This is a genomic window from Blautia luti, from assembly GCF_033096465.1.
GTDB lineage: Bacteria > Bacillota > Clostridia > Lachnospirales > Lachnospiraceae > Blautia_A > Blautia_A luti.
Genome location: NZ_AP028156.1, coordinates 2,568,911 through 2,594,485, shown reverse-complemented (window position 1 = coordinate 2,594,485; position 25,575 = coordinate 2,568,911). Strand labels below are relative to the sequence as shown.

Annotated in this window: 28 protein-coding genes; 19 read left to right on the top strand and 9 right to left on the bottom strand. The window is 41.8% G+C overall.

What is annotated here, in order from left to right:
- Window positions 1-148 precede the first annotated feature (148 nt).
- The 3 genes from R8695_RS11985 (at window position 149) to R8695_RS11975 (ending at window position 2,482) form a co-directional block, all read left to right on the top strand.
- A complete protein-coding gene (locus R8695_RS11985; RefSeq protein ID WP_118508413.1) occupies window positions 149-1,342 on the top strand; it encodes a phosphoglycerate kinase in 1,194 nt (397 codons plus the stop codon).
- Window positions 1,343-1,385: 43 nt separating this feature from the next.
- Window positions 1,386-2,135 (top strand): triose-phosphate isomerase, encoded by a 750-nt coding sequence (tpiA, locus tag R8695_RS11980; protein WP_118508414.1) that lies wholly within the window; start codon window positions 1,386-1,388, stop codon window positions 2,133-2,135.
- 206 nt (window positions 2,136-2,341) lie between these two features.
- The gene (locus R8695_RS11975; RefSeq protein WP_154780250.1) at window positions 2,342-2,482 is read left to right on the top strand and encodes a hypothetical protein; all 141 of its coding nucleotides are present in this window, start codon (window positions 2,342-2,344) and stop codon (window positions 2,480-2,482) included.
- A 190-nt stretch (window positions 2,483-2,672) separates the two neighbouring features.
- Here the strand turns inward: R8695_RS11975 and R8695_RS17895 are convergent, their stop codons facing one another.
- The 4 genes from R8695_RS17895 to R8695_RS11960 form a co-directional block, all read right to left on the bottom strand.
- Window positions 2,673-2,870 carry a DUF554 family protein gene (locus R8695_RS17895; protein WP_416387475.1) on the bottom strand — a complete coding sequence of 66 codons (198 nt, stop codon included), beginning with the start codon at window positions 2,868-2,870 and terminating at the stop codon, window positions 2,673-2,675.
- Window positions 2,871-3,193: 323 nt separating this feature from the next.
- Window positions 3,194-4,384, bottom strand: coding sequence for an NAD(P)-dependent malic enzyme (locus R8695_RS11970; RefSeq protein WP_118508416.1), 1,191 nt, complete (start codon window positions 4,382-4,384; stop codon window positions 3,194-3,196).
- 90 nt (window positions 4,385-4,474) lie between these two features.
- The gene (locus R8695_RS11965; RefSeq protein ID WP_154780251.1) at window positions 4,475-5,605 is read right to left on the bottom strand and encodes an Ldh family oxidoreductase; all 1,131 of its coding nucleotides are present in this window, start codon (window positions 5,603-5,605) and stop codon (window positions 4,475-4,477) included.
- A 133-nt stretch (window positions 5,606-5,738) separates the two neighbouring features.
- The gene (locus tag R8695_RS11960; protein ID WP_308418820.1) at window positions 5,739-6,050 is read right to left on the bottom strand and encodes a FadR/GntR family transcriptional regulator; all 312 of its coding nucleotides are present in this window, start codon (window positions 6,048-6,050) and stop codon (window positions 5,739-5,741) included.
- Between the two features lie 500 nt (window positions 6,051-6,550).
- Between R8695_RS11960 and R8695_RS11955 the strand changes: the two genes are divergently transcribed.
- The 5 genes from R8695_RS11955 to R8695_RS11935 all read left to right on the top strand — a co-directional run bounded on the left by R8695_RS11955 (window position 6,551) and on the right by R8695_RS11935 (window position 10,670).
- Window positions 6,551-6,802 carry a hypothetical protein gene (locus tag R8695_RS11955; RefSeq protein ID WP_154780252.1) on the top strand — a complete coding sequence of 84 codons (252 nt, stop codon included), beginning with the start codon at window positions 6,551-6,553 and terminating at the stop codon, window positions 6,800-6,802.
- 703 nt (window positions 6,803-7,505) lie between these two features.
- Complete coding sequence (locus R8695_RS11950; protein WP_308418821.1) at window positions 7,506-8,141, top strand: GTP pyrophosphokinase; 636 nt, start codon at window positions 7,506-7,508, stop codon at window positions 8,139-8,141.
- Window positions 8,142-8,207: 66 nt separating this feature from the next.
- A complete protein-coding gene (rlmD, locus tag R8695_RS11945) occupies window positions 8,208-9,359 on the top strand; it encodes a 23S rRNA (uracil(1939)-C(5))-methyltransferase RlmD (RefSeq protein ID WP_118508419.1) in 1,152 nt (383 codons plus the stop codon).
- Window positions 9,360-9,468: 109 nt separating this feature from the next.
- A complete protein-coding gene (locus R8695_RS11940) occupies window positions 9,469-10,233 on the top strand; it encodes a threonine/serine exporter family protein (protein WP_118508420.1) in 765 nt (254 codons plus the stop codon).
- Window positions 10,233-10,670, top strand: a complete 438-nt coding sequence (locus R8695_RS11935; RefSeq protein ID WP_118508421.1) for a threonine/serine exporter family protein — start codon at window positions 10,233-10,235, stop codon at window positions 10,668-10,670. Before R8695_RS11940 ends, R8695_RS11935 begins: the two co-directional genes overlap by 1 nt.
- An 83-nt stretch (window positions 10,671-10,753) precedes the next feature.
- Here the strand turns inward: R8695_RS11935 and R8695_RS11930 are convergent, their stop codons facing one another.
- The gene (locus tag R8695_RS11930; protein ID WP_118508422.1) at window positions 10,754-11,335 is read right to left on the bottom strand and encodes a chromate transporter; all 582 of its coding nucleotides are present in this window, start codon (window positions 11,333-11,335) and stop codon (window positions 10,754-10,756) included.
- The gene (locus R8695_RS11925; RefSeq protein ID WP_118508423.1) at window positions 11,332-11,904 is read right to left on the bottom strand and encodes a chromate transporter; all 573 of its coding nucleotides are present in this window, start codon (window positions 11,902-11,904) and stop codon (window positions 11,332-11,334) included. The genes R8695_RS11930 and R8695_RS11925 overlap by 4 nt, the downstream gene beginning before the upstream one ends.
- A 128-nt stretch (window positions 11,905-12,032) precedes the next feature.
- Between R8695_RS11925 and R8695_RS11920 the strand changes: the two genes are divergently transcribed.
- On the top strand, window positions 12,033-12,176 hold the full coding sequence (locus R8695_RS11920; RefSeq protein ID WP_154780253.1) for a hypothetical protein: 144 nt from the start codon (window positions 12,033-12,035) through the stop codon (window positions 12,174-12,176).
- A gap of 130 nt (window positions 12,177-12,306) precedes the next feature.
- Window positions 12,307-12,780: a GNAT family N-acetyltransferase gene (locus R8695_RS11915; protein WP_118508424.1), complete on the top strand. Its 474-nt coding sequence runs from the start codon at window positions 12,307-12,309 to the stop codon at window positions 12,778-12,780.
- A 170-nt stretch (window positions 12,781-12,950) separates the two neighbouring features.
- On the opposite strand, the gene R8695_RS11910 is transcribed toward R8695_RS11915, so the two are convergent.
- Together R8695_RS11910 and R8695_RS11905 are read right to left on the bottom strand one after the other, a co-directional pair.
- On the bottom strand, window positions 12,951-14,321 hold the full coding sequence (locus R8695_RS11910) for an NAD(P)/FAD-dependent oxidoreductase (protein ID WP_154780254.1): 1,371 nt from the start codon (window positions 14,319-14,321) through the stop codon (window positions 12,951-12,953).
- A gap of 181 nt (window positions 14,322-14,502) precedes the next feature.
- Entirely contained in the window at window positions 14,503-14,727 is a 225-nt protein-coding gene (locus R8695_RS11905) for a helix-turn-helix domain-containing protein (protein ID WP_118508426.1), read from the bottom strand.
- 109 nt (window positions 14,728-14,836) lie between these two features.
- Between R8695_RS11905 and R8695_RS11900 the strand changes: the two genes are divergently transcribed.
- From R8695_RS11900 to R8695_RS11875, 6 genes are all read left to right on the top strand, one after another.
- Window positions 14,837-15,070 carry a hypothetical protein gene (locus R8695_RS11900; RefSeq protein WP_154780255.1) on the top strand — a complete coding sequence of 78 codons (234 nt, stop codon included), beginning with the start codon at window positions 14,837-14,839 and terminating at the stop codon, window positions 15,068-15,070.
- 90 nt (window positions 15,071-15,160) lie between these two features.
- The gene (locus tag R8695_RS11895) at window positions 15,161-16,456 is read left to right on the top strand and encodes a homoserine dehydrogenase (protein WP_118508428.1); all 1,296 of its coding nucleotides are present in this window, start codon (window positions 15,161-15,163) and stop codon (window positions 16,454-16,456) included.
- 102 nt (window positions 16,457-16,558) lie between these two features.
- Window positions 16,559-18,100 (top strand): 2,3-bisphosphoglycerate-independent phosphoglycerate mutase, encoded by a 1,542-nt coding sequence (gene gpmI, locus R8695_RS11890; RefSeq protein WP_118508429.1) that lies wholly within the window; start codon window positions 16,559-16,561, stop codon window positions 18,098-18,100.
- Window positions 18,101-18,339: 239 nt separating this feature from the next.
- Window positions 18,340-19,680, top strand: coding sequence for an MATE family efflux transporter (locus R8695_RS11885; protein WP_118508430.1), 1,341 nt, complete (start codon window positions 18,340-18,342; stop codon window positions 19,678-19,680).
- A 150-nt stretch (window positions 19,681-19,830) separates the two neighbouring features.
- Complete coding sequence (locus tag R8695_RS11880; protein ID WP_154780256.1) at window positions 19,831-21,375, top strand: L,D-transpeptidase family protein; 1,545 nt, start codon at window positions 19,831-19,833, stop codon at window positions 21,373-21,375.
- 152 nt (window positions 21,376-21,527) lie between these two features.
- Complete coding sequence (locus R8695_RS11875) at window positions 21,528-21,818, top strand: DUF3784 domain-containing protein (RefSeq protein ID WP_118508509.1); 291 nt, start codon at window positions 21,528-21,530, stop codon at window positions 21,816-21,818.
- 152 nt (window positions 21,819-21,970) lie between these two features.
- On the opposite strand, the gene R8695_RS11870 is transcribed toward R8695_RS11875, so the two are convergent.
- On the bottom strand, window positions 21,971-22,591 hold the full coding sequence (locus R8695_RS11870) for an HAD family hydrolase (protein ID WP_118508432.1): 621 nt from the start codon (window positions 22,589-22,591) through the stop codon (window positions 21,971-21,973).
- Between the two features lie 119 nt (window positions 22,592-22,710).
- Between R8695_RS11870 and sfsA the strand changes: the two genes are divergently transcribed.
- From sfsA to R8695_RS11855, 3 genes are read left to right on the top strand one after another with little or no spacing between them, the layout of a single operon-like run.
- The gene (gene sfsA / locus R8695_RS11865) at window positions 22,711-23,391 is read left to right on the top strand and encodes a DNA/RNA nuclease SfsA (RefSeq protein WP_118508433.1); all 681 of its coding nucleotides are present in this window, start codon (window positions 22,711-22,713) and stop codon (window positions 23,389-23,391) included.
- A gap of 34 nt (window positions 23,392-23,425) precedes the next feature.
- Window positions 23,426-24,490, top strand: coding sequence for an A/G-specific adenine glycosylase (gene mutY, locus R8695_RS11860; RefSeq protein WP_118508434.1), 1,065 nt, complete (start codon window positions 23,426-23,428; stop codon window positions 24,488-24,490).
- Window positions 24,487-25,500 carry a glycosyltransferase family 2 protein gene (locus tag R8695_RS11855; RefSeq protein ID WP_118508435.1) on the top strand — a complete coding sequence of 338 codons (1,014 nt, stop codon included), beginning with the start codon at window positions 24,487-24,489 and terminating at the stop codon, window positions 25,498-25,500. Before mutY ends, R8695_RS11855 begins: the two co-directional genes overlap by 4 nt.
- Window positions 25,501-25,575: the final 75 nt, after the last annotated feature.

Sequence of the window (25,575 nt, the reverse complement as noted above, 5' to 3'; positions counted from 1 at the left end):
TCCGGTCTGAAATGGGCCGGACTCTTTTCGCGTTGTCTGAACAGTATGCATATTGCCGCCGACAATTGGCAGATGCATGGAAATCATATGTTACTGTTTACAAAATATGCGGTAACAGTTAAAGAATATTATTAAGGAGGCACCACAAATGCTGAATAAAAAATCTGTTGATGATATCAACGTAAAGGGTAAAAAAGTTCTTGTAAGATGTGACTTCAATGTTCCGCTTCAGGATGGAAAAATTACAGATGAGAACCGTCTGGTTGCAGCTCTTCCTACAATTAAGAAGCTGATCGCTGATGGTGGAAAAGTTATTCTTTGTTCTCATCTTGGAAAACCGAAGGGAGAACCGAAACCGGAATTATCTCTTGCGCCGGTTGCCAAACGTCTTTCCGAGTTATTAGGACAGGAAGTTAAATTTGCAGCAGATCCTGAAGTAGTAGGACCAAATGCAAAAGCAGCAGTAGCTGAGATGAAAGACGGAGATGTTATCTTACTTGAGAACACACGTTATCGTGCAGAAGAGACAAAGAACGGAGACGAATTCAGCAAAGAACTTGCTTCTCTTTGCGATGTATTCGTAAATGACGCATTTGGTACAGCACACAGAGCACATTGCTCTAACGTTGGCGTAACTAAATATGTTGATACAGCAGTTGTTGGTTACTTAATGCAGAAGGAAATCGATTTCCTTGGAAATGCAGTTAACAATCCTGAAAGACCATTTGTTGCAATCCTTGGCGGAGCTAAGGTTTCCAGTAAGATTTCTGTAATCAATAACCTTCTTGATAAAGTAGATACTCTTATCATTGGTGGTGGTATGTCTTACACATTCTCCAAAGCTATGGGTGGACATATCGGTAAATCTCTTTGCGAAGATGATTATCTTCAGTATGCATTAGACATGATGAAGAAAGCTGAAGAAAAAGGCGTGAAACTTCTTCTTCCTGTAGATAACAGAATCGGTGATGACTTCTCTAACGATTGCAACATTCAGGTTGTGAAACGTGGTGAGATCCCGGATGGCTGGGAAGGAATGGATATCGGACCGGAAACAGAGAAACTTTTCGCTGACGCTGTAAAAGATGCTAAGACAGTTGTATGGAATGGACCGATGGGCTGCTTCGAAATGCCGAATTTCGCTCATGGTACAGAAGCTGTTGCCAAAGCACTTGCTGACACAGATGCTACAACAATCATCGGTGGTGGTGATTCTGCAGCAGCAGTTAACATCCTTGGCTATGGCGACAAGATGACACACATCTCCACAGGTGGCGGTGCATCTCTTGAATTCCTGGAGGGAAAAGAACTCCCGGGCGTTGCAGCAGCAAACGATAAGTAAGAAAAGAATACGTCCCACAGGGACACTAAGGAGATAAATTATCATGGCAAGAAAGAAAATTATCGCTGGTAACTGGAAAATGAACATGACACCAAGCGAAGCCGTTAAATTAGTAGAAACATTAAAACCATTAGTAGTTAATGACGAAGTAGACGTAGTATTCTGCGTACCTGCAATCGACATTATCCCGGTAGTAGAAGCTGCTAAAGGAACAAACATTCAGGTTGGCGCTGAGAACATGTACTTCGAAGAGAAAGGTGCATACACAGGAGAAATCTCCCCTGCAATGCTCGTAGATGCTGGCGTTAAATATGTTGTTCTCGGACATTCCGAAAGAAGAGAATACTTCGGAGAAACAAACGAAGACGTTAACAAGAAGATCCTCAAAGCTTTCGAACATGGAATCACACCAATCATGTGCTGCGGCGAAACTCTTACTCAGAGAGAGCAGGGCGTAACAATGGATTTCATCCGTCAGCAGGTTAAAGTGGGATTCCAGGGTGTTACAGCAGATCAGGCTAAGACAGCAGTTATCGCTTACGAGCCAATCTGGGCAATCGGAACAGGTAAAACAGCTACAACTGAGCAGGCTCAGGAAGTATGCGCTGGTATTCGTGCATGCATCGCTGAAATCTATGATGAAGCAACAGCAGAAGCAATTCGCATCCAGTACGGCGGATCTGTAAATCCTGCAACAGCACCTGACTTATTCGTTCAGAACGATATCGACGGCGGACTTGTAGGTGGCGCTTCTCTGAAAGCTGATTTCGGAAAGATCGTTAACTACAAATAATAAAATAATAGCTATTTTTTGGCTAATGTGTCCAAGCGAGAAGTAATTAAACGCCCCTAAACACAAGGATGATTGGTAAATATTACCAATTGAATTGTGGATAGGGGCGTTTTATAATTTACCTACTATCACCTTTTGGTATCACTTTTGGAAGGAAAAATCACTATCATTCAAAAAAGTGATAATTGCTACAGGGAAGGAAGTAAATGGCGAAGAACTATGAGGGTAGAAAAGAAAATGGCGAGGGCAATGTAAGAAAACTGCCAAGCGGAAAATATGAATGTGTAGTACAAAGCAAATACATTAATCCAAAGACCGGGAAACCTAAAAGAATTAAACGAGTGTGAGAAACAGAAAAGGCTGCCCGTGAAAAAGCAAAGCTGGATCTTGCCGTCTGGGAGAAGGAAATTGAGAGAGACAGAGATACAAAGATTAATAAAGCCAAGAACTTTGGCGAATATATGTCTGAATATATTGAGACAGAGGTAAATCCCTTATCCTCCAGCAATCTGCTGCACCAGTTTCTTTAGTTATTCCTCAATTTCTGGGTTTTATATTCCACCGGTATTTCACCGACCATACCATATGGTAGTTGATGTAACACATGCAAGTTCTATAATATATTAGACCGTCACTGCCTGTCTTATGCTTAAGCCACTCGCCAAAGCGTTCAAATTGTGTATCCAGATCAATAATGTTTCCTGGCAATGCACCTAATGCCAACGATAAAATCATCACTATAGAGCCGTCGGTACTCAACATCCCGTCCTGTCCAACGGCTTATGATCATTATTTTACCGTATCAAAGTTTTTTCTATAAAATTTTAATAGCTATTTCTGACATTGTCCACGATTTTAGAAAGTATTTCCTATTCCAGTTTTCATTCGATGTAACTTTTGTTTTATTGCCAGCTATAAATCTCTATTCGTTCGTGAAAAATTATAAGAAAATCCCCGGCATACTGCGGACGTTTCCTTGAAGTAAAATCTATTGTTGTCACACGTCCTTGCTATCTCTATAATAAGTTATGCCGGGGAAAATTATCTATCTTACTTGATTAAATTGTATTTTTTTTAATACGGGCTACGCCGGTTCTATTTGCTGCCTCCGCAACCGCTTTGGCTACCGCCGGTCCTACTCTCTTATCGAATGCCTTCGGAATGATATATTCCGGAGAAAGTTCCTCATCTGTGATCAGATTTGCAAGTGCTTCAGACGCTGCCAGTTTCATTTCATCATTGATCTCTTTTGCTCTCACATCAAATGCGCCACGAAAAATTCCCGGAAAAGCAAGTACGTTGTTGATCTGGTTCGGGAAATCACTTCTTCCTGTGGAAACAACTTTTGCTCCGCCTGCCTTTGCGTCATCCGGGAATATCTCCGGAGTCGGGTTTGCACATGCAAAAACAATTGCATCCTTATTCATGGTCTTAACCATCTCTGTTGTAACGGCACCCGGTGCGGAAACACCGATAAATACATCTGCGCCGACCAGCATATCTGCCAGAGAACCTGCTTTCTTATCCAGATTGGTCACCTTGCTCATTTCATCTTTGATTGGATTCATTCCTTCCGGACGTCCCTCAAAGATCGCACCCTTTCTGTCACAGAGTGTGATATTCTTAAATCCGGCTGTGAGAAGCAGACGAGCGATAGAGATTGCTGCTGCTCCTGCTCCGTTCATTACAACATGGACATCCTCTTTCTTTTTGCCAACAACTTTAAGTGCATTGGTAAGACCTGCCAGTGTGATGATCGCAGTACCATGCTGGTCATCATGGAAGATCGGAATATCACATTTTTCTTTCAGTTTCTTTTCAATTTCGAAACATCTCGGTGCGGAAATATCTTCCAGGTTTACTCCACCAAAGGAACCGGAGATCATATAGATTGTATTTACAATTTCGTCCACATCGTTGCTTTTAATGCAGAGTGGAAATGCATCTACATCACCAAATGCCTTGAAAAGGACACATTTACCTTCCATAACCGGCATTCCGGCTTCCGGTCCAATGTTTCCAAGTCCAAGAACAGCAGAACCGTCTGTAACTACCAGACACATGTTCCATCTTCTTGTGAGTTCGTAGGATTTGTTTACATCCTTCTGGATTTCCAGACAAGGCTGTGCAACTCCAGGTGTATAAGCAAGTGACAGATCATCCTTATTTTCTACAGGTACTCTTGTTACAACTTCAATCTTACCTTTCCATTCTCCATGCAGTCTTAAAGATTCTTTTGCATAATCCATTTCTATTGTCCTCCCTGGTATCTTAAATTTTGTGAAGCCGTATGATTTGGTTGCCTCTATTGTTACTGTGAACAGTTGCCTTCTAATCTATTAATAATTTCCTGTAAAGAATTTGCTGTCTTTTGGAAGCTCATATCCGTCAAAATATTTATCAAAGTCAAGTTTGAGATATCCACACAGATTAGCAAGTTCGACCATCGTATTATCGTTTACAGGTAATCCATGCTTTCTTCTTTCTTTTTCTGCTAAAACTTCTTTTTCACCATGTGTATAAATACGTTCTTTGCCTTCTGCCTTCGGACTTTCTCTCAAAGCTTCCAGGTATTCTGAAAAATGTCTGCGGATTGCCTGAGGATCACCAAATGCAGCCGGATCGATTGCCATAAATCCATGACAGATTCCTGTTTTATCCGGGAATGTGCAGCAATGATCCGAAGTAACACCCATGGAAAGAATGGAACTGAACAGTTCACATAACATACCATATCCATATCCCTTGTGGCTTCCTGTAACTTCTTCATTTCCACCAAGAGGCATGATTCCGCCCCCCTTCTTTGCAACAATATTGGCAAGGACATCCGGTGCATCTGTGCTTGCATGACCATCTTTGTCCAACGCCCATCCATCAGGAAGCGGTTTCTCCATTTTGTTGTACATTTCTAGTTTTCCTCTTGTAACTACTGTGGTAGAACAGTCAAAGAAAAACGGATACGGGTCTGCCGGCATAGCTACTGCGATTGGGTTTGATCCAAGCATGGCTTTTTTGCCAAACGTAGGGACCATAATAGCCTCTGAATTGGTGCAAGCCATTCCCAGAAGTCCTTCAGCGCACGCCATCTTTGCATAATATCCGGCAATACCGAAATGATTGGACTCACGGACGGTTACAATTCCAACTCCGGTTTTTTTGGCTTTTTCGATGGCTTTTTTCATTGCGTAAACGGAAATAAGCTGTCCCATTCCATTATGACCATCAATCACTGCAGATATCGGTGTTTCAAATACAACTTCAGGCTTTGCCTGCGGATGGATCGTTCCCTTTTCGATTCCCTTATGATAACGCACCATTCTCTGCATACCATGACTTTCTATTCCATAAAGGTCAGCCGTAAGAAGCACATCCTTGATCTGATTGCTTTCTTCCTCTGTAAATCCAAACGCCTTGAATACGTCTCCGCAAAAATGATTCAGTGTCTCATATGACCATTTCACATATCCCATTGTTTCGCACCTCTTTCTGGTATTGTCAGTTTTGTTTATTGGTATTACCAATTTGCGTTTTAATTATACCACTGGTATTACCAAAACGCAATAGAGGCATATCAATTAACTCTGTAAAAATGTCCAAAATTTCTTAGGATTTTTTTGGCATTTCTTCCATATAACGTTCAATCGTATCCATATGTTCGGACATACATCGTTTCGCCTGTTCTGCATCTCCGTTGATGATTGCCTCAACAAGCCGATGATGCTGTTCATCAACCTCTCTGGCAGAATTATTCTTTTTCATAATGTAGTCTCTCGTCCCGGAAACAATATTCTCCGTAAGCTGATCCGCTGCCGCAAGGACACTGTAAATCATCGGGTTATCTGCGATCTTTGCAATCTTCTGGTGAAGTTCGCAATCCAGTTTCCCCCGTATCTTTTCATCTTCTGCGGCGTCCACCGTGCAAGAATCATCTATAATTCTGCTGCGTTCAGCGGTGTGCACTTCCTCGCTGCAAGAATTGCTGATTCTCTTTCCAGTGCCACACGAAACTGCTGATTCTGGCGCAGATATTCATTATTTAATTTGAGAAAAAGTATAATAGAAACACAGGAAAAAAGCGAACTACTGGAAAACGTCTTTTCGTCAATCTGACTGTGGATAAGTAATTACTTTAAAATAAAAAAGCATTAATATAAGCCTCAAAACTTTAGGGATAAGCTGTAGAAACTAAATCCGGTGCATAACTTTCCTGAAAAAGAACGGCAGAAAAAAACTACAAACACAGTTTTTTCTGCCGAAAATGATTATCCACAAAATAAAAAAATAAATTTCTTCATTTTTTACAACGACTTATGTATGCCTCTGAACAGTAACAAATCTAATAGTCAAAAGACAGAGTAGTCAATATCTGGATTGAATAATGGACAGAACTATGCTACACTGACTAAAGACAGCTGATGGCGGTGTGCATTGACAAGGATGCGATAATAGAGTCCTGTGTTAAGTCACTTAAGGCTCAGTGTCCTAAGATGCTCGGCAAGAAAGAAATTATGGATGTCTACCATTGTGAGAGTGATAAAGCACTTCGGATTTTGAAGCTGATGTTCCAGATGGGTTACGGAAACAAGATCGGAAAAGAGTATTATGTGTCCAAGAAAGCGCAGGAAGATTTCTTGAAAAATATGGTCGGCAAAGAGGTCTATATATAACATTTGAAAGCGTTTGGAACTGGTGTAACTATCACGAATAATTATCACTTTTTGAATATGATGTCCATAACATCAGTAAAATCAATGGTTTCACGCATGACTTATGTGGAGTCATAAACTACAAATAAGAATAAAATTCAAAACTGGTTATATAGAGATAATCATTATGTTCAAGCATAAGGCACTCTGCCGGGTTACCGGCGGGTGCCTCTTTTTAATGCCATATAATATCATAGGAATATAAAAGCCCTACGGGCGGGAGCTCACTGAGGCGAAGAGGGTATTCAGTAACATAAAAAATAATAAAGGACAGTTCCGCTAGGAAACTGTCCTCTTTATCGTTAGGTATAGTTATATATGACCTGCAGATCATATATTTCATCTGGTGTACTGAACCTGTTCTGGTGTTCTTTACTCATGTTATCTTCTGTAAGTATCTTTGGTACTTTATGCGTTCAGCTCTTTTGTATATACGGAGTATATCATATTTTTCTACATTCGTCTACAGATTTCAACATAAATCTTCGGAAAACATTTCGACAAGAATACGTAATATTCGACAAATTCATAAAACCGTACCGATCCACCAATATTTAACAGCTATTTTACATAAACAAGATAGAGGGGATATATGGTATATGATATTCTGTTATCAATTTGAAGACCAGATGTTTAAAAGCAGATTTAAGGATAATAATGGACGGTGAAAACAGTGAAAAAAGAGATAGAGAAAATACGTAATGAAATGAATCAGGATCAGTATTACCTTCATTGTCAGTACATAATGGGAATACTGGCTGTGAAGATAAAGATTATCGGAGAACAGCTGGTTCTCAGGAATAAAAGAGATGTAATCCAGAATGTTTCCCAGAGAATAAAAACTCCGGAAAGTATTTATGCAAAAATGCTCCGTAAAAATCTGGAACCGGAGTTTTCCCTGGCAAAAGAGAAATTAAATGATCTGATCGGTATTCGTATAGTATGTCTTTTTCTTGATGATGTATATGAAATCGCAGAAATGCTGAAGAAACAGAAAGATATTAAAGTGATCAAAGAAAAAGATTATATTGTGAAACCCAAAAAGAACGGATATATGAGTTTACACCTTATCGTGGAGATCCCCGTATGTATGGGGGACAAGGTCGAGATGAAAAAAGTGGAGATACAGATACGTACTACAGCGATGGATTTCTGGTCTGTGCTGGAATATCAGCTTCTATACAAAAAAAATGTAAAAGGGGCAGATAAAGTGGGAAAAGAGCTGAAAAGTTATTCCGATGAGATCGCTGCACTGGATCAGAAAATGCTGAAATTAAGAAACAGAATTGAATCTATCTAATTGCATGAAAAGGCATTGACTGCTATAATGAAAAAAGTATGTAAACAGAAAGCAGGTCAGTGACTCATGGAAGAAAAATTAAAAAAATGTACAGTATCAAAAAAATGTGGAAGTTGCCAGTATCAGGGGATTTCCTATAAAGAACAGCTTGCAGTCAAGCAGAAAAAAATGAATAAACTTTTGAAGAAATTTGCAAATGTAAAACCGATCATTGGCATGGAAAACCCTTTCTATTACAGGAATAAAGTCCATGCTGTTTTTGACCGGGACAGAAAAGGAAATATTATATGTGGTACTTATGAAGCGAAGACTCACAAGGTGGTTCCGGTAGAAGAATGTCTGATCGAGGATAAGATCAGTCAGGAGATCATCCGTACCATCAGAGATATGCTGAAATCTTTTAAGATCAAAACTTACGACGAAGATACAGGATATGGATTATTGCGTCATGTACTGGTGAGAAGAGGATTTTCTACAGGAGAGATCATGGTAGTTCTGGTAGCTGCGTCTCCCATTTTCCCTTCGAAGAACAATTTTGTGAAAGCTTTGAGAAAAAAATATCCGCAGATTACAACAGTAGTGCTGAATGTAAATGACAAAAAAACCAGTATGGTTCTTGGAGAAAGGGACATTGTGCTCTATGGAAAGGGATTTATCAGAGATAATCTTTGCGGATGTTCGTTTAGAATATCTCCACAGTCATTTTATCAGGTAAATCCGGTGCAGACAGAAATTCTGTACAAAACGGCCATTGAGTATGCAGGACTTGGAAGGAAAGAAACCGTTATCGATGCATATTGCGGGATTGGAACGATCGGGCTTGTGGCTGCCGGCAAGGCGAAAAATGTGATTGGTGTGGAACTGAATCCTGATGCTGTTCATGATGCGAAAATCAATGCGAGGGAAAATAAGATAACCAATACACGTTTTTATCAGGGAGATGCAGGAGAATTTATGGAAAAAATGGCAGAAGAGGGTGAGCGTGCAGATGTAGTATTTATGGATCCTCCCCGTACTGGCAGTGATAAGAAATTCATGTCTTCTGTGATCAAACTGGCGCCTTCAAGAATTGTTTACATTTCCTGTGGCCCGGAATCTCTGGCAAGGGATCTGGAATATTTTACCGAACACGGCTATACAGTCAGGAAGATTCAGCCGGTAGATATGTTTAGTTTTACAGATCATTGTGAAAATGTAGTGTTACTTCGTCGTAAATAAACATAAGAAAAATAGTAACCATATCTGATTGAGACTGGATTCGGCAATATTTTAAAAGATTATTGATCCGGATAGGTCAGAGGTATGTTTTTGATAAGGAGCAATCTCTATGCATACATCAAAAGATTATTTGCATATTTTTCTCGATATGGGTGATGCACTGTTAAACAGTGGTGCGGAAATTTTTCGTGTGGAGGATACATTGAATCGAATGGGTTATGCCTGTGGTGCTGCTCAGATGAATGTTTTTGTGATCACTTCAAGCATTGTTATTACTATGGAATTTCCAGGAGAGGGAGCACGGACGCAGACCCGCAGGATCCGGGAAGGTGGCGGAAATGATTTCACGAAGCTGGAGCAGCTGAATGACCTGAGCCGTCGTTTCTGTAAGCATCCTGTTTCAGCGGCAGAGCTTCGGGAAGAATTTGATAAAATCAATACAAATAAACCACATCCCTTCTGTAAACTTCTCGGAAGTCTTCTGGCGGCCTGCAGTTTTGCACTTTTCTATGGCGGGAGTATTCCAGATATGATTGCAGCAGGGCTTGGAGCTGCTCTTATCTGGGGCTTGCAGCAGTATCTTCGTCCGGTGTGTATGAATGAAGTGACTTTTCAGTTTGCAGCATCGTTTCTCACGGGCTGTGCAATTTGTGGATTTACATTACTTTGCCCATCTCTCCATATGGACAAGATTATGATCGGTGACATCATGCTCCTGATCCCGGGACTGATGTCAACAAATGCAATCCGGGATGTCCTTATTGGTGATACACTTTCCGGAATTATCCGTCTGATCACGGCATTACTTCTGGCTGCGGCGTTGGCACTTGGATTTATGGGGGCAATCATTCTGTTTGGGAGGCTGGGACTTTGATGATAACAACAGTGATACAGCTGATCACCGGAGCCATTGGTTCTGTGGGATTTGGAATTCTCTTTCATATGAAAAATAAGTATCTGCCTCTGGCAGCAGCTGGTGGTTTTTTAAGCTGGATGTTCTTCCTGCTGGGAAAGGGACTTTGGGGAGAGGTTTTTCAGCCATCATTACTGGCTGGATTTATTGCAGATGTGTATGCGGAAATTCTTGCAAGAATCTGCAAAGAGACTTCTACTTCCTTTTTCGTCACATCCGTGATTCCTCTCATTCCAGGAAGCACACTTTATTACTGTATGAACAGTATTGTAGAGGGAAATACAGTGCAGGCACTGGAATATGGACGGGATACTTTTCTTTTTGCTTTTGGAATTGCGGCAGGGATGAGTATTGCGTGGGCGATTTGCTATTTTTTCAGAAGTATAAAGAAAAAATAGAATTGACTGTAGATTGTAAATTAACCAAATCAAGTAAGTCCCCTGTTTCAATTGCGAATATCTGACAGACATTATTTTCAAAATTATTTCCAGAAGAGAATCCCCAGTCCTGCAGACAGCAGGATCATCAGAATTGGTGATGGATTTCTTTTCTGGATTTTTTTATACAGGAAATGAATGGTAATAAGTATCAGAAATACACTGACAGAACGCATATCGGGGTGAAAAGTCTCAGGTTGATTTGTGTTTTTTGATACATATCCTGCAAGTGTCGGCAGCGCCATATTGATCCCGGTTGCCAGGATCATTGCCACTACACAGGGACGCACACCGGACAGAAAAGCATTCACACCTGCATATTTCATAAGGTTTTTCAGAACTGCTGCGATCAGCAGGATAATAAAAAAGGATGGCAAAACTACACCAAGAGTTGCCACAAATGCTCCGAAAAGCCCGCCCTGTGAGGAACCGATAAAAGTTGCTATATTAACAGCGATAGATCCGGGAGTAGATTCAGAAACAGCGATGAAATTCATAAACTCACTTTCCGTAAGCCATTCATTGGACAGTACCGTATCCCGCACCAGTGAGATCATCCCATATCCGCCACCAAAAGAAAGCGTACCAATCATAAAAAAGTTCAGAAATAATTTCAGATAGATCATTTATCTATAGTTTCCTTTCTTACCTTTTGCAGAAAATAAATAAAAACGCCAGCTGCACCACAGATCAGGACATAAAAAACAGAAGAAAAAGAAACAGCAGTGACGGAACAGATCAGCATAGCTGCCATTACAGCACACAGAATACAGACATTCATCCAATTTTTCTCCAAAGTCTTTAACATTTGGATACCCGTTGACAGGATCAGATAAATCACACAGACCTGGATTCCCTTAAATGCACAGGCAACATAGGTAAGGCTCAGGAAGCGTTCAAGGAAAAGTGAAATGCAGTAAATGATCAGAAAAGACGGGATACATACTGCAAGAGTTGCCACTGTTGCACCGGAAAAACCGGCAAGGTGATATCCAATATAAGTTGCACTGTTGATCGCAATTGGTCCGGGCGTGGACTCCGCGACAGCAACCATATTCAGAAATTCGTCATGTTCAATCCATTTTTTCTTTTCAATCAGCTCATTTTCAAGCAAAGCAATCATTGCATATCCTCCACCGAACGTAAATGCACCAATCTTCAAAAATGCCAGAAATATTGTCATAAGTTTTTTCATACAGGGTAAATCCTCCTAAATATCATTATATATTTATAAAAAAGGGGAGTCAATTAATTGTTCAGCTATATTTATATTAAGGAATACGAGTTGACGGCATTCTGGAGCGTCAGCCGCTTCCTGAAACAGTGGAATCCACTCAGAAAAAAGAACTCAAAGACGGTGAACACGTAGCATTCGTAGGACCGTCCGGCGGTGGAGAAACAGCAGGGAATCTACCACCATATGATGGAAACCCAGATGCAGGCCACGGGATGGAACTTGTAGAATAAATTCTGAACATAACATACGTTTCTGGCACAACAGAAGAAAATCTGGTATACTATATTCTTGAAGGTATTCCTGAATAACAGGAAAATCAGGTGATAAAAAGATAGAACAAAAGGAGTATAGAAGATACCAATGGAAATCAGGAAAGCATCTTTTAAGGATATAGATGAAATCATGCAAATATATGATCATGCGAAAGTGTTCATGAGAGAAAACGGAAATAAGGATCAGTGGGAAGACGGCTATCCGGGCAGGAAACTGATCGAGGAAGGACTGGACAGAACTTATCTGTGTGTAGAAAATGGCAGAACCGCCTGTGTATTTTACTATGCAGCAGAAGAGGATGAAGACTACAGACAGATCAATGGCAGATGGCTCAATGAAGAACCCTATGCAGTAGTTCATAGAGTAGCTTCAACGGGAATTGTGAAAGGAGCAGCGGTCTTTTGCTTGAACTGGGCTTACGAACAGACACCTAATCTCAGGATGGATACCTACAGCGACAATATTCCCATGCAGAATCTGCTGAAAAAGTGTGGATTTCAGTACTGTGGTTCCTTTGAACGTTTGGGTTCTGAGAAGTGGATGGCATACCAGAAAGTATGACTGAAATAAAATATATTAGATAATATGAAAAACAGCGATAACCATAAAAGACCATCGCTGTTTTTTACATTCTGGCAGACGTTTGAACTTTGTTTCTCGGTCTGCTTAACCAGATAAACTGCAAAGCAGACTGCGAATATCCGCTTGATTTCAGATAAAATGTTCAAAGTTTACAGATTATTCACGATCTGTCGTGCTACATATACACCACTTGCAGATGCATGGGACAGAGAATGGGTAACGCCGCTTCCGTCTCCGATGATATAAAGTCCTTTATATTTACTCTCCAGATTTTCATCAATTTCCACTTCCATATTGTAGAATTTAACTTCTACGCCGTAGAGAAGAGTATCGTCATTAGCTGTTCCGGGTGCAATTTTATCTAGGGCATAGATCATTTCGATGATGCCATCCAGAATACGTTTCGGAAGAACCAGGCTCAGATCACCAGGTGTGGCTGCTAGAGTAGGACGTACCATACCTTCTTCAATACGTGCCACAGTACTTCTTCTTCCGCGTACCAGATCCCCGAAACGCTGTACGATCACACCGCCGCCCAGCATATTGGAAAGGCGGGCAATGCTCTCACCGTATCCATTACTGTCCTTGAACGGATCTGAGAAATGTTTGGCAACCAGAAGTGCGAAGTTTGTATTTTCAGTCTGCTTGGAAACATCTTCATAACTGTGTCCGTTGGCTGTTACAATACCATTGGTGTTTTCGTTTACAACGATGCCGTACGGGTTCATGCAGAAGGTTCTGACATTGTCTTCGAATTTCTCAGTTCTGTAAACAATCTTACTCTCATAAAGTTCATCTGTAAGATGGGAAAAGATTACAGCAGGAAGCTCTACACGTACACCCAGGTCCACGCGGTTGGATTTGGTAGGAATATCCAGTTCCTTACAGACCTGTTCCATCCATTTGCTTCCGCTTCGTCCCACAGAAACAATACATTTGCTGCAGTCGTAAGAAGCATCTTTGGTGATAATACGGTATCCGCCATCCAGAAGTTCCAGACGCTCTACAGGAGTGTTGAAATAGAAATCCACATGTTCTTTTAATTTGGCATAAAGGTTTTCCAGAACCACATAGTTAATATCTGTACCAAGGTGACGAACAGAAGCATCCAGAAGTTTTAATTTGTTCTGCATACAGAGCTTTTTGAACTTGGTTCCAGCAGTGGAATACATTTTTGTATTCTGTCCGCCGTAAGCTACGTTTACATCATCCACATAACGCATCAGATCAATGGCCTCTTTTTTGCCGATATGTTCATAAAGTGTACCGCCGAAGTCATTGGTAATATTGTATTTACCATCAGAGAAGGCACCGGCACCGCCGAAACCGCTCATGATAGAACAGGTTTTGCATTTAATACAGGTTTTTACTTTCTTGCCATCGATGGGACAATGACGTTTGTTCAGCGGATTTCCCTCTTCGAAAACCGCGATTTTTAAATCTTTATTCTGTTCCATCAGTTCGTAGGCAGAGAAAATCCCTCCAGGCCCTGCGCCAATGATGATCACATCATATTTCATAGTATAGTGTCTCCCTTCTTTTTTTATAGAAACATTTTTTAGAAGCATTTTTCAGGAAAATTTTTCAGATAAACAAATCCCTGCTGATTATATCATAAATCAGACAACAAAGCTTTTGTTTTTACAAAAAAAATGTAGCACAAATCGTTCTTGAACAGGGCAAAAGAAATCAGGAGATGTTTCAGAGATTCTGGTCTGTATCCGTTTCATCCGGAATGTATTCTGCAATATCACACAGATCACAGTTCAGAATCGTACAGAGTTTGTTAAGAGTAAAGGTCTCAATATTTTTATTGTGGCGCAGGCGATCCAGTAAAGAACGGTGGATACCGTAATTCATATAAAGATCATACTGAGAAATGCCGCGTTTTTCCATTGTTATCCATAATTTATCATAACATATCATTGGTTAATATCCGTCCCATTTGGTTATTGCGATACTTCTATTATGGGGGTAAAATGATCTATATAATAGTGTCTTTATAAAGACACTATCGCAGAGAGGACGAAAGTGTATGAAAAAGGTATGGAAGAAACTGTTCTGCGCAGGAATTACCGTATTCGGCGGTACTGCTTTGTTCCTGCGGATGATAGGAGAAACTCAATGGCTGACATTGGGGACGGTGTTTTTGGCTGCAGCTGTGATATGGATTGAATATGGTTATATCATAGTGCTGAAAAGGAGACTGTCAGAATTGGAAAAACAGCTGGAAACAGAGTATAAAAACGCAGACAAGCTTGACAAATAATGGATTCTGCCCTAGTATAAAAATCAGCCCGATCGCATCATAAGATTATGAAAATGCGCGTGATAAAAGTAGAAAGGGGACCCCTGGAAAATGAGTGAAAGAGTCGTCAAAGCAGCACTGCTTGGATTTGGAACAGTAGGAACAGGCGTTTACAAAGTATTAAAGAATCAGGAAGAAGAGATGGAAGCCAAGATCGGTTGCAAGGTGGAGATCAAGAAGATCCTTGTGCGAAATATTGAGAAAGCAGCCGGCAAGCTGGAAGATCCTTCTATGTTAACCAATAACTGGGAAGAAATTGTCAATGATCCGGAGATCGAGATCGTGATCGAACTGATGGGAGGAATCAATCCTGCCAGAAAATATATTCTTGAAGCATTAAAGGCCGGCAAGCATACAGTATCTGCCAATAAAGATCTTATTGCCGTACATGGACATGAGCTTCTGGAAACTGCACATGAGCATCATGTGGATTTTCTGTTTGAAGCAGCAGTAGCCGGTGGTATTCCCATCATCAGACCACTGAAGCAGTGTCTGGCAGGAAACCATATGACAGAGATCATGGGAATCGTTAACGGTACCACGAATTTTATCCTGACAAAGATGACTCAGGAAGGAATGGAGTTTAAAGATGCCCTGGCTCTGGCTACAGAACTTGGATATGCAGAAGCAGATCCTACTGCAGATATCGAAGGGTTGGATGCAGGACGTAAGGTAGCGATCCTTGCTTCTGTAGCATTTAATTCACGTGTAGTATTTAATGATGTTTATACAGAGGGAATCGCGAAGATCACTTCCAAAGATATCCGCTATGCGAAAGAAATGGGAAGAGATATCAAGCTTCTCGGTGTAGCTAGAAATACAGAGGATGGAATCGAAGCATATGTATGCCCGATGCTGATTCCAAGTTCTCATCCCCTTGCTACAGTAAATGATTCTTATAATGCAGTTTTCGTGCATGGAGATGCAGTAGAAGATGCCATGTTCTTTGGAAGAGGAGCAGGGGAGCTGCCTACAGCCAGTGCTGTTGTGGGAGATATTTTTGACATTGTACGTAATATGCTGGTAGGCTGCTGCGGAAGGATTGGATGTACCTGTTATAAAGAAATCCCTGTAAAGAAAATGGAAAATACCTATAACCGTTATTTCCTCCGTCTGAAGGTAGAGGACCGCTGCGGTGTACTTGCGGAAATGACCGCGATTTTTGCCAAATATCAGGTGAGCGTGGCGCAGATCATCCAGAAAGACACCAAGATAGAGGGATGCGCAGAAGTTGTTGTGATTACGGAGAAGGTAAGAGAAGGAGATTTCCGTACTGCGATCGAAGAGATCAGAAACAGGGATTCCGTACGTAAGATTTCCACGATCATCCGTGTATATGGTAAATAAACAGGATTTTTTTAATAAAAGAATTGAAAAATCCTGGATTTTTGGTACTATATACATTGGAAACGTTAAAAATTATACAAACATATATATAAGGAGAACATTATGAGCAAAAAACCAACCGTTTTAATGATTCTTGATGGTTATGGTCTGAACGACAAAAAAGAAGGAAACGCTGTATATCTGGCTAAGACTCCTGTAATGGATAAGCTTATGGCAGAATATCCTTTTGTAAAAGGAAACGCAAGCGGACTGGCAGTAGGTCTTCCGGACGGACAGATGGGTAACTCCGAAGTAGGCCACATGAACATGGGTGCAGGCCGTATCGTATATCAGGAACTTACCAGAATCACAAAAGAGATCCAGGATGGAGATTTCTTCAAGAACGAAGCTCTTCTTGCAGCAATGAAGAATGCAAAAGAGAACAACTCCGCAGTACATTTTATGGGACTTCTCTCTGACGGTGGTGTACACAGCCACAACACACATCTCTATGGATTACTTGAGATGGCTAAGAGAGAAGGCGTTGAGAAAGTTTATGTACACTGTTTTCTCGACGGACGTGACACACCTCCTGCATCTGGAAAAGAATTTGTAGAAGCTCTGGAAGCTGAGATGAAGAAGGTCGGTGTAGGTGAGATCGCTACAATTTCCGGACGTTACTATGCAATGGACCGTGACAACCGTTGGGATCGTGTAGAGCTTGCATACAACGCTCTTACATCCGGAGAAGGCGTAAAAGGAACAGACGCTGCTGCAGCAGTTCAGGCTTCCTATGACAATGACAAGACAGACGAATTCGTCCTTCCTACAGTGATCGAGAAAGACGGACAGCCGACAGGTGTTGTATCTGACAATGACTCTGTTGTATTTTTCAACTTCCGTCCTGACCGTGCACGTGAGATCACAAGAGCATTCTGTGATGATGATTTCCAGGGATTTGAGAGAAAAGCAAGACCACACGTTACATTCGTATGCTTCACAGACTATGATGATACTATTCAGAATAAACTGGTTGCATTCCACAAAGTTCAGCTTAAGAATACATTTGGCGAGTATCTTGCAGCTCACAACATGACCCAGGCACGTATCGCTGAGACAGAGAAATATGCACACGTTACATTCTTCTTCAATGGTGGTGTAGAAGAGCCAAACAAAGGCGAAGACAGAATTCTTGTAAAATCTCCGAAGGTTGCAACTTATGACCTTCAGCCGGAAATGAGCGCTCCGCAGGTTTGCGGGAAACTTGTTGATGCGATCAAATCCGACAAATACGATGTGATCGTAATTAACTTTGCTAACCCGGATATGGTTGGACATACAGGTGTACAGGAAGCTGCGATCAAGGCAGTAGAGACTGTAGATGAATGTGTAGGCAAGGCAGTAGAAGCCCTGAAAGAAGTTGACGGACAGATGTTCATCTGCGCTGACCACGGAAATGCAGAGCAGCTTATTGACTATGAGACAGGTGCTCCGTGGACTGCACATACCACAAACCCTGTACCATTCATCCTTGTAAACGCAGATCCGAAATATACACTGCGCGAGAATGGATGCCTGGCAGATATTGTTCCTACACTGATCCAGCTTATGGGAATGGAACAGCCGGCAGAAATGACTGGCAAGTCTCTTCTTGTAGAGAAATAATAGGCGAAATAAAAATGAAATAATCAGCGAAGCACTGAATGGATTCTTCGTGATTATAACGAAAAAGACCTCCGGTTTGCCGGGGGTCTTTTTGTGATTATGTAGAAAATACAGGAATTGGAAAACACATCTTGAAATGGAAAAAGTTTTCAACTATAATCGCTCTGATACATTAAAAAAGCTCTGTCATGGGTTGCGCAGAGCAGGTTTAAACTTGCAGAAAAATGGAGGGTTTTGGAATGCAGACAGACATGACTGCCGGGAAACCGGCGAAAATGATACTTAATTTTACCATCCCTGTATTTATGGGAAATGTATTCCAACAGTTTTACAATATGGCAGATGCCATTATTGTGGGGAAGTTTGTAGGTACTAAGGGGCTGGCGGCAGTAGGATCCACAGGAACGATCATGTTTCTGATCATAGGATTTCTGATGGGTCTGACTGCGGGATTTACAGTGTTGACATCACAGAAATTCGGAGCAGGGAAAATGGACGAAATGCGGCAGTCAGTGGGAAATGCTGCCATATTGTCTGTACTGATCTCCGTGATCATGACAGCAGTGAGCATGGTGGGAATGCGGTCATTGCTTACATTTATGCATACACCTGAAGATATTTTTCAGGATGCTTATGCTTATATTATGATCATCTGCGGAGGAATTTTTGCCCAGGTGTTATACAATATCCTGGCAAGTATCCTCCGTGCACTGGGAAACAGCAAAACGCCCCTGTATTTCCTGATCCTGGCGGCTGTTTTAAATATTGTGCTGGACCTGGTATTTATTATTGTATTTCATATGGGTGTGGCTGGGGCAGCCTGGGCAACTGTTACAGCCCAGGGTGTTTCTGGACTGCTGTGCCTGGCATATATCATAAAATGTGTACCTGAGCTTCGGCTGTGCAGAGATGACTGGAAATTCCGATGGGAGCTGTCCAGGAAAGAAATCGAAGTGGGAATTCCCATGGGACTTCAGTATTCTATTACAGCGATCGGAACTATGATGGTACAGTCAGCTTTGAATATTCTGGGCTCTTATGCAGTGGCAGCTTTTACTGCGGGAAATAAGATCGAGAATATTTTTACACAGGCATATGTGGCACTGGGAACTACCATGGCGACTTATAATGCCCAGAATGTGGGAGCACGTAAGCTGGACAGAGTCAGATCCGGATTTAACTGTGCACATATCATGGGCGTGATCTATGCAATTGTAACAGGTGTGATCATTTTCTTTTTCGGAAAATATTTCTCGTATCTGTTTATCTCAGATAATGCCGCAGAAGTGATTCCTATGGTGGATATTTACGTGAAGTGTGTGGCGGTATTCTTTATTCCGCTTCATTTCGTAAATGTACTCAGAAATGGAATCCAGGGTATGGGATATGGTCTGCTGCCTATGTTGGCAGGTGTGGCAGAACTGACCGGAAGAGGTGTGACAGCAACTGTTGCGGCAGCACATAAAAGCTATTTTGGTGCATGTATGGCAAGCCCTGTAGCATGGATCCTGGCAGGAGGACTGCTGATCGCTATGTATTTTTATGTGATGAAAGACATGAAGAAACGGCTGGGTGTATAAGAATTGATCGAATGAAAACCATGTGTCTGGAAAAGGACACATGGTTTTTGTAAATTTTTTGAGAAAAAAATGAATAACAGATGCAAAATAAAAGAATTATGTTATAATAGAGGGGCTGACAAACAGCGATTTTTATAGAGGAGAATATAAATGGGCGAAAACGAAGAGAGAAATGAAAGGTCAGAAGGTACAGTCCGTAAATCTGCGAAACCAAGCAGGATCGCCTATGTGCCTATTGCAGAAGAAGATCTTGCCCCTTATGAACCGCCGGTGAAAAAGAAACACAAGGCATTGAAGATCACAGGACTTACATTGGCGATGATCCTTGCTGTGGCTGGTTCAGCTTACGCAGGAATATCTTATTATTATTCAGATAAATTTTTCGAAGGTACTACTATTAACGGAATTGACTGTTCAGGGAAAACCGCATATGAAGTAGAGCAGGAGATCGCGAAGACAGTGGAGAATTATTCTATAGAAGTGGATTCGCGTAATCAGGACTCCCAGACCATCAGCGGTGACCAGATCGGTTACAGTTATGTTTCAGACGGCAGTGTTCTGAAACTTCTGAAGGAGCAGAAATCCTATGAATGGGTTCTGGGATTTTTTGAAACCAGAAGTTACACTGCAGCTGAGAATACTACTTATGATAAGCAGAAACTTAAAGAGCAGGTAAAAGCACTTAACTGCGCGCAGGAAGAGAATCAGGTAGCGCCGGAGAATGCATATGTGGCATACGGAGACGGCCAGTTTGAGATCGTTCCTGAGACAGAAGGAAGTGAACTGGACCTCCGCCAGGCCTATAATGCATTATCCGAAGCAGTATCAGATAATGAGACATCTGTAGATTTCAATAGTGATCCGGACGTATATGTGAAAGCAGAAGTTACCAGTGATGATCCGGATCTGCAGGCATCTCTGGATGCATGTAATAACTTTACGAAAGCAAGCATCACATATACATTTGGAGACGAGACAGTGACTCTGGACGGAAGTACCATTAAAGACTGGCTGAATTTCGATGAGAAAGGCCAGCTGATCAGAGACGATGCATCGTTCCAGCAGCATATTGCAGATTATGTGGCACAGCTTGCAGCAGCTCATGATACAGTAGGTACAGAACGTGAATTCCAGACTACGAGCGGAAGAACAGTCAGTGTTTACGGTTCCGCGTATGGCTGGCAGATTGATCAGGCTTCTGAGGTAGCACAGCTTACACAGGAGATCCAGTCCGGTACACAGACAACCAGAGATCCGATCTATTCCATGACAGCCAATGCACATGGATACAATGATATTGGAAACACTTATATCGAGGTAGACCTGTCAGGGCAGCATATGTATTATTATCAGGATGGATCAGTGATCTTTGAATCGGACATTGTTTCCGGTGATATGAGGTATGCAGACCGTCAGACGCCAGCCGGAATTTATACCCTGTATTATAAGAAGAGCCCGGATGTGTTAAGAGGCAAGCAGCTTGCCAATGGTAAATACGAATATGAGACAAAGGTAAATTACTGGATGCCGTTTAACGGAGGAATCGGATTTCATGATGCTTCCTGGCAGCCATACTTCGGCGGAGACCGTTATCTGGAGGGAGGATCCCACGGATGCATCAATATGCCGCCGGATAGTGCAGCAGAGCTTTATAATATCATTCAGTATAATGTTCCGATCGTCTGCTTCTATTAAGCAATAAGAGAAACTGCGCTTAAGGCTGTCTGAAAGAGAACAGACAGCCTTAATGGTTATCAGCATGAAAACTGTCGGCCGGGAATCATATGCTGATAATTTTATACAGGAAAATTTTTGCAGAAATTTATACAGAAAGAAAAGGAGAAGTTATGGGATCTTTAGACCTGATTTTAACAGCAGCGGCACTGATCGTGGGAGTAATGCTCCTGACAGGCCATGGGGAAATTTTTATGAAGGGCGGAAACGCAGATGTCCGCAAAAAACTCTACGATGAGAAGAAGATGGAGAAAGGCTGTGGGGTAGCACTGATCCTGATCGGTATCATTTCAGGGATAGATATGTTTACTACAAGCCTTGCAGCCAAGATTGGTTACATAGTGGTTCTGCTTGTGATCGTTGCAGGACTGGTATATTATCTGAAAGTAAAATGTAAAAAATAACGAAATAAAAAAGCAGTTTGAAGATCCACCAGAATAGAATGTCTGTGGCCTTTCAAGCTGCTTTTTCTTTTGGCAGTCATGCATCCGTAAGGAGTTGTCGGCATCAGATCTGCCGGTGATGCAGGACAGGTCTGATGATAAGTGACAGGGAATCAGAGACAGAGGTCAAGAAGATCCAGTGGCTTTTTAATAGACTTCCATGGGTTCTCTACATGACCGAAACCATAGGAAGCAAATATAAATGGAACCCTGGCTTTCTCACATGCCTGAAAATCCCCCATAGTGTCCCCCACATAAACAGGAGACTGCAGATCATAAGTCTCTGCGATCTTTCTGATATTTGCTGCCTTGGCAAGTCCGGTATCTCCGGGACACAGATGTCCCTTGAAATAGTGACCGAAACCGGTGGCTTTCAGAAAGACTTCGATATACCCTGCCTGGCAGTTGCTGACGATAAAAAGAGGATATTTTTTCCCAAGTTCCTGCAAGGTATGTTCCAGCCCCTCATAGAGAGGAGCGCATTTTTTTAATAAAGCTTCATGTTCTGCCTGACAGCATCCGTCAATAATGCGCAGCTGCTCTGCTTCACTGAGATCAGGAAAAAGCTGTCTGGCAATATCAGGAAGAAGCTGACCGAACAAAGACATCAACCGTTGGGAAGTCAGCGTAATATCCATATGTTCCCTGGTCTGCAGATACCAGGTCCAGGCCTGTGCTACGATTTCTGTGGAATCCCATAAGGTTCCGTCTACATCGAAAATAATACTGTCCATATTATAAAATCCCTTTCTGTAAAAACGCTGTACTGTTAATTTTATGGCAGAAAAGAAAAAATTTCAACTGTCTTTTTTATGATTTTATGGTATGATAGAGCAAGCGAGGAAGAAAAGACATGAAATATGAAAACACGAAGAGAGCAGTTTTTCTTGATCGTCCCAATCGTTTTATTGCCCATGTTGATCTGAACGGGCAGACAGAAACGGTTCATGTAAAAAATACGGGAAGATGCAAAGAACTTCTTATTCCCGGAACAGAGGTGATCCTGGAAGAAAGTGTAAATCCTGCCAGAAAGACGAAGTATGATCTGATCTGCGTGAACAAATCCGGCAGATGGATCAATATGGATTCCCAGGTGCCCAATAAAGCAGCAGCAGAATGGATCCGTGCAGGAAGACTTTTTCCGGAAGAGGTAACCCTGAAAACTGAGAAAGTCTATGGGAATTCCAGATTCGATATTTATGTAGAATCACCCTGCAGAAAGGCTTTCATAGAGGTCAAGGGAGTGACTCTGGAAGAGAATGATATTGCCAGATTTCCGGATGCGCCTACTCAGAGAGGCGTCAAGCATGTGGAAGAGCTGATCCGTTGTCAGGAAGACGGTTATGAGGCATATCTTCTGTTCGTGATCCAGATGAAGGGAATCAGGGAATTTGAACCCAACTGGAGTACACATCCTCAATTCGGGGAAGTTTTACAAAAGGCCCAAAATGCAGGAGTACATCTGCTGGCATATGACTGCCTGATCAGGGAAGACTATATAGAAATACAGGATCCGGTTCCCATCAGACTGTAACAGATAGACCGGTGAAAAGAAGACGGAGAGAGAAATGCAGGAAGAACTGGGAAAAATAGTAATCCCCTTATTGAAATGGTACCGGAAGAATAAACGGACTCTGCCCTGGCGGGATCGAAACAATGCCTATTATACATGGGTTTCTGAGGTCATGCTTCAGCAGACGAGAGTAGAGGCAGTAAAGCCCTATTTTCATCGCTTTATTAAAGAACTGCCGGATATTGCAGCTCTGGCAGAATGTCCGGAGGAAAAACTACTCAAGTTATGGGAAGGGCTGGGATATTATAACAGAGTAAGAAATATGCAGGAAGCAGCCCGCACAGTCATGCAGGAATATGCGGGAAAACTTCCTGAAGAATATGAGGCACTTATATCGTTAAAGGGAATAGGAAGTTATACCGCAGGTGCAATTGCATCCATCGCTTATAAGAAGGCAGTTCCGGCTGTGGATGGAAATGTACTCCGGGTAATATCCAGGATCACAGAGAGCAGGGATGATATCAGCAGACAGTCAGTCCGGCGAAAGATGGAAAGGGATCTTCAGGAGATCATGCCCCAGGATTGTCCGGGAGACTTTAATCAGGCTCTTATGGAGCTGGGAGCAGTGATCTGTGTTCCCAACGGACAGGCGATATGCGAGAAGTGCCCCGCTGCATTTGCATGTATGGCATACAGACATGGCACAGTAGATGAACTTCCGGTAAAAGCGCCGAAAAAAGCAAGGAAAACCGAGAACAGGACAGTATTTGTGATACAGGATGGAGAATATACTGCCATCCGCCAGCGTTCGGATAAAGGGCTTCTGGCTGGTTTGTATGAGCTTCCCAATCTGTCCGGAAATCTTAGCCAGGAGGAAGCACTGGAATATGTCCGAAATCTGGGACTTGTTCCATTGTATATTGAGAAACTGCCTGATGCTAAGCATATTTTTTCCCACATTGAGTGGAGAATGCAGGCATACAGGATTAGGGTATCATCCCTGGAACAGACAGAAGAAAAAGAGCTTATTTTCGCAGATAAAGAACAGACAGGTAAACAGTACGCAATCCCGTCGGCTTTCGGGGCGTATTCGAACTATATCAAGGAGGAAAAGAGATGAAGCTGTTAAGTATTGCAATTCCATGTTATAATTCACAGGATTATATGGGAAAGTGTATAGAATCATTGCTGGCAGGAGGAGAAGAGGTGGAGATCCTTGTGGTAAACGATGGATCTTCTGACAGAACTGCCCAGATCGCAGATGAATATGCTGCGAAATATCCGACTATTGTAAAAGCAATCCACCAGGAGAACGGAGGCCATGGTTCAGCAGTCAATGCAGGAATCAGAAATGCAACAGGACTGTATTTCAAGGTTGTGGACAGTGATGACTGGGTAAACAAAGAAGCATATATAGAGATTCTGAAGACCTTATATGAATTATCAAGAGGACCTCAGACACTGGATCTTCTTATCTGCAATTTTGTCTATGAGAAACAGGGGGCATCTCACAAAAAGGTCATGCAGTACCGCAGATGCCTTCCACAGGGACGGATGTTCGGATGGGATGAGGTACATATGCATAAGGGTAAATATCTGCTGATGCATTCTATGATCTACAGAACACAGCTTCTTCATGACTGTAACCTGGAGCTTCCGAAGCATACCTTTTACGTAGATAATCTGTTTGCTTTTGAGCCCCTTCCATATGTAAAGAATCTGTATTATCTGGATGTAAATTTCTACCGTTACTTTATTGGACGTGATGATCAGTCTGTGAATGAGAAGGTCATGATCCACCGTATCGATCAGCAGATCAGGGTAAATAAACTGATGGTGGATGCATACATTAACTGCAGAAATCTGAACAAACATTTAAAGAACTATATGTTCAGTTACCTGGATATTATTACAACTATTTCTTCTATCATGCTGATCCGCGCCGGTTCAGAGGAGGCACTTCAGAAGAAGAAAGAACTTCTGGATTATATTAAGACACAGAACCGCCTGGTTTACAGAAAACTCCGCCACAGTCTTTTTGGCAGAGTGATGAACCTGCCTGGAAGAGGTGGAAGAAAGATGTCTGTAGCTGCTTATAAGATCAGCCAGAAATTTTATGGATTTAACTGATAAACCGTGGGACGGTTATTCAGTTACGGACAGGCAGTGAAGAGACAAATCATAATTATCCACTGATTCAGAGCA

What these genes read in the sequence shown, in the direction of transcription:
- R8695_RS11875 (WP_118508509.1), top strand. Translation starts at nt 21,528, where the DNA reads ATGGGATCTTTAGACCTGATTTTAACAGCAGCGGCACTGATCGTGGGA.
- R8695_RS11885 (WP_118508430.1), top strand. Translation starts at nt 18,340, where the DNA reads ATGCAGACAGACATGACTGCCGGGAAACCGGCGAAAATGATACTTAAT.
- R8695_RS11900 (WP_154780255.1), top strand. Translation starts at nt 14,837, where the DNA reads ATGAAAAAGGTATGGAAGAAACTGTTCTGCGCAGGAATTACCGTATTC.
- R8695_RS11935 (WP_118508421.1), top strand. Translation starts at nt 10,233, where the DNA reads ATGATAACAACAGTGATACAGCTGATCACCGGAGCCATTGGTTCTGTG.
- R8695_RS11965 (WP_154780251.1), bottom strand. Translation starts at nt 5,605, where the DNA reads ATGGGATATGTGAAATGGTCATATGAGACACTGAATCATTTTTGCGGA.
- R8695_RS11855 (WP_118508435.1), top strand. Translation starts at nt 24,487, where the DNA reads ATGAAGCTGTTAAGTATTGCAATTCCATGTTATAATTCACAGGATTAT.
- R8695_RS11895 (WP_118508428.1), top strand. Translation starts at nt 15,161, where the DNA reads ATGAGTGAAAGAGTCGTCAAAGCAGCACTGCTTGGATTTGGAACAGTA.
- R8695_RS11925 (WP_118508423.1), bottom strand. Translation starts at nt 11,904, where the DNA reads ATGAAAAAACTTATGACAATATTTCTGGCATTTTTGAAGATTGGTGCA.
- R8695_RS11970 (WP_118508416.1), bottom strand. Translation starts at nt 4,384, where the DNA reads ATGGATTATGCAAAAGAATCTTTAAGACTGCATGGAGAATGGAAAGGT.
- R8695_RS11930 (WP_118508422.1), bottom strand. Translation starts at nt 11,335, where the DNA reads ATGATCTATCTGAAATTATTTCTGAACTTTTTTATGATTGGTACGCTT.
- gpmI (WP_118508429.1), top strand. Translation starts at nt 16,559, where the DNA reads ATGAGCAAAAAACCAACCGTTTTAATGATTCTTGATGGTTATGGTCTG.
- R8695_RS11905 (WP_118508426.1), bottom strand. Translation starts at nt 14,727, where the DNA reads ATGATATGTTATGATAAATTATGGATAACAATGGAAAAACGCGGCATT.
- mutY (WP_118508434.1), top strand. Translation starts at nt 23,426, where the DNA reads ATGCAGGAAGAACTGGGAAAAATAGTAATCCCCTTATTGAAATGGTAC.
- R8695_RS17895 (WP_416387475.1), bottom strand. Translation starts at nt 2,870, where the DNA reads ATGATTTTATCGTTGGCATTAGGTGCATTGCCAGGAAACATTATTGAT.
- R8695_RS11975 (WP_154780250.1), top strand. Translation starts at nt 2,342, where the DNA reads ATGGCGAAGAACTATGAGGGTAGAAAAGAAAATGGCGAGGGCAATGTA.
- R8695_RS11985 (WP_118508413.1), top strand. Translation starts at nt 149, where the DNA reads ATGCTGAATAAAAAATCTGTTGATGATATCAACGTAAAGGGTAAAAAA.
- rlmD (WP_118508419.1), top strand. Translation starts at nt 8,208, where the DNA reads ATGGAAGAAAAATTAAAAAAATGTACAGTATCAAAAAAATGTGGAAGT.
- sfsA (WP_118508433.1), top strand. Translation starts at nt 22,711, where the DNA reads ATGAAATATGAAAACACGAAGAGAGCAGTTTTTCTTGATCGTCCCAAT.
- R8695_RS11880 (WP_154780256.1), top strand. Translation starts at nt 19,831, where the DNA reads ATGGGCGAAAACGAAGAGAGAAATGAAAGGTCAGAAGGTACAGTCCGT.
- R8695_RS11910 (WP_154780254.1), bottom strand. Translation starts at nt 14,321, where the DNA reads ATGAAATATGATGTGATCATCATTGGCGCAGGGCCTGGAGGGATTTTC.
- R8695_RS11940 (WP_118508420.1), top strand. Translation starts at nt 9,469, where the DNA reads ATGCATACATCAAAAGATTATTTGCATATTTTTCTCGATATGGGTGAT.
- R8695_RS11955 (WP_154780252.1), top strand. Translation starts at nt 6,551, where the DNA reads ATGGCGGTGTGCATTGACAAGGATGCGATAATAGAGTCCTGTGTTAAG.
- R8695_RS11915 (WP_118508424.1), top strand. Translation starts at nt 12,307, where the DNA reads ATGGAAATCAGGAAAGCATCTTTTAAGGATATAGATGAAATCATGCAA.
- R8695_RS11870 (WP_118508432.1), bottom strand. Translation starts at nt 22,591, where the DNA reads ATGGACAGTATTATTTTCGATGTAGACGGAACCTTATGGGATTCCACA.
- tpiA (WP_118508414.1), top strand. Translation starts at nt 1,386, where the DNA reads ATGGCAAGAAAGAAAATTATCGCTGGTAACTGGAAAATGAACATGACA.